Here is a 6,344-nt window from a genome sequence, read left to right on the forward strand (position 1 = left end):
CGGTCCGAGCGTAGCGGGGGTGGCCCGGCCCATCTACAGTGGCGTTGTACGGCCGCCGCAGGCCGTGCGGATCGGATCCCTCACGATGGTGTGCGACCCACGCCATCTGCTCTATGCAGGAGAGCGTGCACAATGTCATCCGCAGCCTCAGGGTATTTTCGACGTCTGAGCCGCAGGCTGACCGAAGACATCGATCAGCTGGATGCCGAAGAGCTGGCCGAGACGTCCGAGGCATCGGGCGCGTGCCGCGCGTCGGAGTGTCGGCGCGGTGACGAGGCGACCATGCTCGGTAGGCTCCGTAGCGTCGAAGCGTGTCCCAAGTCGGCGGGCGCCAGCGTCCAGGCCGAGTTCTTCGACGGCACCGACGCGATTACGCTGGTCTGGATCGGGCGCAGGCGCATTCCCGGCATCGAGCCGGGCAGGCGCATCCTCGTCCGAGGCCGGGTCGGCGACCGCGACGGCCGCAAAGTGATCTTCAACCCCTACTACGAATTGCGCGGGAACAGCTGACGTATGCCTTCGAGCAACGACAACGCAGGATCGGACGACCGCACCGGGCTCCCCTCGCCCGACCGTGACGAGGAACGTGCCGAGCAGACCCTCCTCGAACAACTGGGCGGCTTCAGCGGCCTGATCTACTCGACGCTTCCCGTTGTCGTGTTCGTTCCCGTGAACAGTGTCGCCGGGCTGGCCGCCGCGATCTGGTCGGCCCTCGGGGTGGCGGCCGCCATCCTCCTGTGGCGCCTGGTACGGCGCGATCCCATCCAGCCCGCCATCTCGGGCTTCTTCGGCGTCGGCATCTGCGCCTTCATCGCCTACCGGATGGGCGAGGCCAAAGGGTTCTTCCTCTTCGGCATCTACACCAGCCTCGTCTACGCCGGGGTGTTCCTCGCGTCCATCCTGATCCGCAGGCCGCTGGTCGGCGTGATCTGGGGCGTGCTGAACGGCCACGGCTCCGACTGGCGGTCCGACCCGCGCTCGGTGCGGCTCTACGACCTGGCCACCACCACCTGGATCCTCGTGTTCGGGGCGCGCTACCTGGTGCAGTCGCAGCTCTACGACACCGACCGCACCGGCTGGCTCGCCTTCGCCCGCATCGCGATGGGCTGGCCGCTGACCGCGGTGGCGCTGGCCGTCACGATCTGGGCCGTGCGCCGGGCCGGTCACCTGCCCGCCAAGTCGGTGCGCGCGACCGAACCGGCCTGAGCCGTTAACCTTCCGCCGCCATCCGGCGAAAACCACAGGGGTGGGGAGATCGCCACCGCCGAGGTGGGTGCTTCCCCACCCTGGGGTGCCTGGTTGGTCCTCCGAGTTCATCAGACGATCTATGCGTACCGAAAAACACGCACTGATCGGCAAGAAAGGACTCGGACGTGGCTACCGAGCACAACACCGCGGCACTGCCCGTCAACCACAACCCCGCGCTCTCGGAGAGCCGGCGGATCTCGGCCGAGCTGGACAAGCTGATCGGTCCGGCCGCCGGGGGCGATCGCCGGGCGGTCTCGGAGATCATCCGGATCGTTCATCCGCTGGTGCGGCGTTACTGCGGCGCCCGCCTGGGCAACACGGCCCATCTGCAGGTCACCGCCGACGACGTGGTCCAGGAGATCCTGCTGGCCACTGTCAACGCCATCCCGCGCTACCGCGACCAGGGCAAGTCGTTCCTGGCCTTCGTCTACGGCATCGCGGCCAACAAGGTCGCCGACGCGTTCCGCCGCTCCCAGCAGCACCCCGCCTACCCGGTGGCCGACGTCCCGGACTCCGCGTCCTGCGCCGCCGGTCCCGAGGAATGGGCGCTGGCCTCCGAACGCCGCGCCGCCACAAGGGAACTCATGAAAGTGCTGGCCCCCGCGCACCGTGAGGTGCTGGTGATGCGCATCGTGCTCGGCTGGTCGGCCGCGGAGACCGCCGAGGCCATCGGCACCAGCCCGGGTGTGGTGCGGGTGATGCAGCACCGCGCACTGAACAAGCTGCGCGCGGAGCTGAAGCTGGCCGCGTAGGGCTTCCGGCAGCGCTTCGCCGAGAACGCGCGTCCGGCCGTGTCACGGGGAGTTACGGTCTGATGCCGTGGTTGGCGAGTTCCAGCCGGAGGTCCTCCTCGGCCTCCACCGAAGTCACGAACAGCAGCTCGTCGTCGCCCTCCAGCGCGTCGTCCGGCTGCGGCACGATCACGCGCCCGCCGCGCAGGATGGTCACCAGTGCGGCGTCGCGCGGCAGGATGAGCGTGCGCACCGGTTTACCGGCCAGCGCGGTGTCCGCGGGCAGCGTCATCTCCACCAGATTCGCCTGGCCCTGGCGCAACGTCATCAGTCGCACCAGATCTCCGACGGAGACCGCCTCCTCGACCAGGGAAGCCAGCAGCCGGGGTGTGGACACCGCGACGTCCACACCCCAGGAAGCGTCGAAGAGCCATTCGTTGCGCGGATCGTTGACCCGCGCCACCACCCGGCGCACCCCGAACTCGGTCTTGGCCAGCAGGCTGTGCACCAGGTTCGCCTTGTCGTCGCCGGTAGCGGCGATGACCACCTCGTAGGTCTCCAGACCGGCCTGCTCCAGCAGAGCCAGTTCGCACGCGTCGGCGTGCACCCAGACCGCGTCGGGGATCGCGGCCGCATCGATGTGCTCGAGTTCACGTTCGAGCAGCATGACCCGATGCCCGCCGCGCAAGAGTTCCCTGGCGATCGATCGGCCGACGGCGCCTGCTCCGGCGATGGCCACTTTCATGTTCAGTCCTCGCTCGCTGGGGGCTTCCCGGCCAGGGCGACGGTTTCGCCCACGGCGCCGGATGCGGCGGCCACATAGACGATGTCGTCGGCCTGGATGATCGTCTTGCTGTCGGGGAGCACTGCCCGGCCGAACCGGATGATGAACGCGACCCGGGCGGCGACGGTCTGCTCCAGATCGCGCACGGTGCGGCCGTACCACTCTTCGTGCAGCGTCAGCTGGGTCACAGCGACAGTGCCGGTGGGGTCGCGCCAGGTGGTGGTGCCGGTGTCGCCGACGAGCGCGCGCAGGAAGCGGTCGGTGGTCCACGGGACCGTGGCGATGGTCGGGATGCCGAGCCGCTCGTAGACCGCGGCGCGCTTGGCGTCGTAGATGCGGGCGACGACCCGCTCCACGCCGAACATCTCCCGGGCCACCCGGGCGGAGATGATGTTGGAGTTGTCGCCGGAGGAGACCGCCGCGAACGCGTCCGCCCGTTCGATCCCCGCCTTTATCAGCACATCTCGATCGAAACCGACGCCGGTCACCTGCTCGCCAGGAAAGTCGGATCCCAGGCGTAGAAAGGCACTGGAGTCCCGGTCGATCACGGTGACTTCGTGACCTACGCGGACCAGGGCATGGGCCAGCGACGAGCCGACGCGCCCGCACCCCATGATCACTACGTACACCGTGCAACCTCGTTCCTGGAACCGTGGTGTTCGGTCTGCTTCGCTTTTCGGTCGAACGCTACCCGCCGAATGATTCCACCGGCCACGTTCCCCCTCCAGCCGGCGAGCAAACCTGCGAGCCACGCGCGCGATCCACCGTGCGGGGGCCTATGCTCGCTCCAGTGTCCAAGTTGACGACGGCAGCGAAGCGAGTGCTGCTGGGCAGGCCTTTCCGTAGTGACTCGCTCGGCCACACGCTGCTGCCGAAGCGAATCGCGCTCCCGGTGTTCGCTTCCGATGCCATGTCATCGGTCGCCTACGCCCCCGAGGAGATCTTCCTCGTTCTTTCGGCCGCCGGGGTCACGGCCTACCTGTACGCCCCCTGGGTCGGATTGGCCGTCGCCTTCGTCATGGCTGTCGTGGTGGCCAGCTACCGGCAGAACGTGCACGCCTACCCGTCCGGCGGCGGCGACTACGAGGTGGCCACCACCAATCTGGGGCCGAACGCTGGCCTGACCGTCGGCAGCGCGCTGCTGGTCGACTACGTGCTCACCGTCGCGGTGTCGATCTCCTCGGCCGCGTCCAACATCGGCTCGGCCATCCCGTTCGTCGCGACGCACAAGGTGCTGTTCGCCGTCGTCGCCATCGCTGTGTTGACCGCGATGAATCTGCGCGGTGTGCGGGAGTCCGGCACGGCATTCGCGATTCCGACCTACGCGTTCATCATCGGCATGTTCCTCATGCTGAGCTGGGGCCTGTTCCGGATCTTCGTACTCGGCGAGGAGTTGCGGGCCGAATCGGCCGGTTTCGGATTGATCGCCGAGCACGAGCACCTCTACGGGCTGGCGTTCGCCTTCCTCATCGCGCGCTCGTTCTCTTCCGGGTGTGCCGCGCTGACCGGTGTGGAGGCGATCAGCAACGGTGTGCCCGCGTTCCGCAAACCCAAGTCGCGCAATGCCGCCACCACTTTGCTGATGCTGGGCACGATCGCGATCGTGTTGCTGATGGGCATCATCATCCTCGCCCAGAAGATCGGGGTGGTGTACGCGCACAACGTCGAGGACCTGACCGGCGCACCGTCGGACTACCACCAGAAGACGTTGATCGCGCAGCTCGCCGAGACCGTGTTCGAGGGTTTCCCGCTCGGCTTCTTCTTCATTACGACGGTGACCGCGCTGATCCTGGTGCTGGCCGCCAACACCGCGTTCAACGGGTTCCCAGTGCTCGGCTCGATCCTGGCGCAGGACCGCTACCTGCCGCGCCAGCTGCACACCAGGGGCGATCGGCTGGCGTTCAGTAACGGCATCCTGTTCCTGTCCGGCGCGGCCATCGCGTTCGTGGTGCTGTTCGGCGCCGAGGTGACCAAGCTGATCCAGCTGTACATCGTCGGCGTGTTCGTCTCGTTCGTGCTCAGCCAGACCGGCATGCTGCGGCACTGGACCCGCTTGCTGCGCACCGAGACCGACCCGGCGCAGCGCGCGCGGATGAAGCGCTCGCGGGTGATCAACGCGGTCGGCCTCAGCGCGACCGGGGCGGTGCTGGTGATCGTGCTGATCACCAAGTTCTTCGCGGGCGCCTACATCGCCATCTGCACCATGGTGGCGATCTTCGTCGTGATGAAGATGATTCGCAGACATTACGATTCGGTCGCGCGCGAGCTGGACGAACACGAGTGGGACGGCGTGCTGCCCAGCCGCTCGCACTCCATCGTGCTGGTTTCCCGGCTGCATCTGCCGACCCGCCGCGCCCTCGCCTACGCCCGCGCCAGCCGCCCGGACACGCTGGAGGCGGTGACGGTGAACGTCGACGAGGCCGACACCAGGGCGCTGGTCCGGGAGTGGGAGAACAGCGACATCACGGTGCCGCTCAAGGTGATCGAATCGCCCTATCGCGAGATCACCAAGCCGGTGCTGGACTATGTGAAGCGCGTGCGCAAGGACGCCCCGCGTGACGTGGTGACCGTGTTCATCCCGGAGTACGTGGTGGGCCATTGGTGGGAACAGGTGCTGCACAACCAGAGCGCGCTGCGGTTGAAGGGCAGGCTGCTGTTCGTGCCGGGCGTGATGGTGACCAGCGTGCCGTGGCAGTTGAGTTCGTCCGCGCGGGCGCGGACCCCGGGGGTGGTGAACGCGCCGGGCGCGGTGCGGCGCGGGTACGAGGATCGGACGTGACGTCCATGGAGCATTCGGGATGAGCGATCGGCCGACCGCCACGTTCGAGGTGCGGCTCGGGCCGCCGGGTCACGGCGGCTTCTGTGTCGCACGGCACGAGGGACGTGTGGTGTTCGTCCGGCACGGCCTGCCCGGCGAGCTGGTACGGGTCCGGGTCACCGAGGATCGCGGCGGCTCGTTCTGCCGTGCCGACGCGGTCGAGGTGCTCGAGGCGTCCCCGGATCGGGTGCGGGCCACCTGTCCGGTGTCCGGCCCCGGTGGCGCGGGCTGCTGCGATTTCTCCTTCGCCACGCCGGTGGCCCAGCGCGCGCTGAAGGCCACGGTGGTGGCCGAACAGTTGCGGCGGCTGGCCGGGATCGAGCGGGAAGTGGTGGTGGAGCCGATCGGGCCCGGCGACGCGATCGGCGGGTGGCGCACCCGCGTGCGCCTCGCGGTCGACGCCAGCGGACGTCCGGGCGTGCACCGCTATCGCAGCACCGACGTGATCACGGATCTGCGGTGCCCGCAACCGGTCGCGGGGGCATTGGACGGGATCGCGGACCGGCGGTGGACGCCCGGCGCCGATCTGGTGATCGCGGTGGACGGTGATGGGATACGGCACGTCGTCGAGCTGGCGCCCGCTGCCGAGTCCGAACCGGTCGGCCACGAGCCCGGTCGGCGCGGTCCCGGCGGGAGTGGGCGGCGATCGGAGCCGGGGAGCCGGGATCGGCGTGCGGGCGGCGGAGGTGGCCGCCGCGATCGGCCGCACGGCCGGGATCGGCGCGGCGCACAGTGGCCCGCCGCGGAGTCCGCTCGCGGCGAC

At 68.8% G+C, this 6,344-nt stretch carries 7 protein-coding genes; 5 read left to right on the forward strand and 2 right to left on the reverse strand.

Translation table 11 applies throughout. From position 1 onward, the window contains the following. Window positions 1-132: 132 nt before the first annotated feature. The 3 genes from ACWEH3_RS12115 (at window position 133) to ACWEH3_RS12125 (ending at window position 2,000) form a co-directional block, all read left to right on the forward strand. Window positions 133-510 carry an OB-fold nucleic acid binding domain-containing protein gene (locus ACWEH3_RS12115; RefSeq protein ID WP_450016711.1) on the forward strand — a complete coding sequence of 126 codons (378 nt, stop codon included), beginning with the start codon at window positions 133-135 and terminating at the stop codon, window positions 508-510. Window positions 511-513: 3 nt separating this feature from the next. Further along, the gene (locus tag ACWEH3_RS12120; protein WP_450016713.1) at window positions 514-1,206 is read left to right on the forward strand and encodes a DUF3159 domain-containing protein; all 693 of its coding nucleotides are present in this window, start codon (window positions 514-516) and stop codon (window positions 1,204-1,206) included. Window positions 1,207-1,373: 167 nt separating this feature from the next. After that, complete coding sequence (locus tag ACWEH3_RS12125) at window positions 1,374-2,000, forward strand: sigma-70 family RNA polymerase sigma factor (protein WP_450016715.1); 627 nt, start codon at window positions 1,374-1,376, stop codon at window positions 1,998-2,000. A 52-nt stretch (window positions 2,001-2,052) separates the two neighbouring features. Here the strand turns inward: ACWEH3_RS12125 and ACWEH3_RS12130 are convergent, their stop codons facing one another. Both ACWEH3_RS12130 and ACWEH3_RS12135 read right to left on the reverse strand, forming a co-directional pair. Further along, on the reverse strand, window positions 2,053-2,724 hold the full coding sequence (locus tag ACWEH3_RS12130; RefSeq protein ID WP_450016717.1) for a potassium channel family protein: 672 nt from the start codon (window positions 2,722-2,724) through the stop codon (window positions 2,053-2,055). Window positions 2,725-2,726: 2 nt separating this feature from the next. Continuing rightward, window positions 2,727-3,392, reverse strand: coding sequence for a potassium channel family protein (locus ACWEH3_RS12135; RefSeq protein WP_450016719.1), 666 nt, complete (start codon window positions 3,390-3,392; stop codon window positions 2,727-2,729). A 161-nt stretch (window positions 3,393-3,553) separates the two neighbouring features. Between ACWEH3_RS12135 and ACWEH3_RS12140 the strand changes: the two genes are divergently transcribed. After that, a complete protein-coding gene (locus tag ACWEH3_RS12140; protein WP_450016721.1) occupies window positions 3,554-5,542 on the forward strand; it encodes an APC family permease in 1,989 nt (662 codons plus the stop codon). 19 nt (window positions 5,543-5,561) lie between these two features. Continuing rightward, the coding region (locus tag ACWEH3_RS12145) for a TRAM domain-containing protein (RefSeq protein ID WP_452358311.1) at window positions 5,562-6,344 on the forward strand (783 nt) is incomplete at its 3' end.

The organism is Nocardia sp. NPDC004718 (assembly GCF_053601535.1).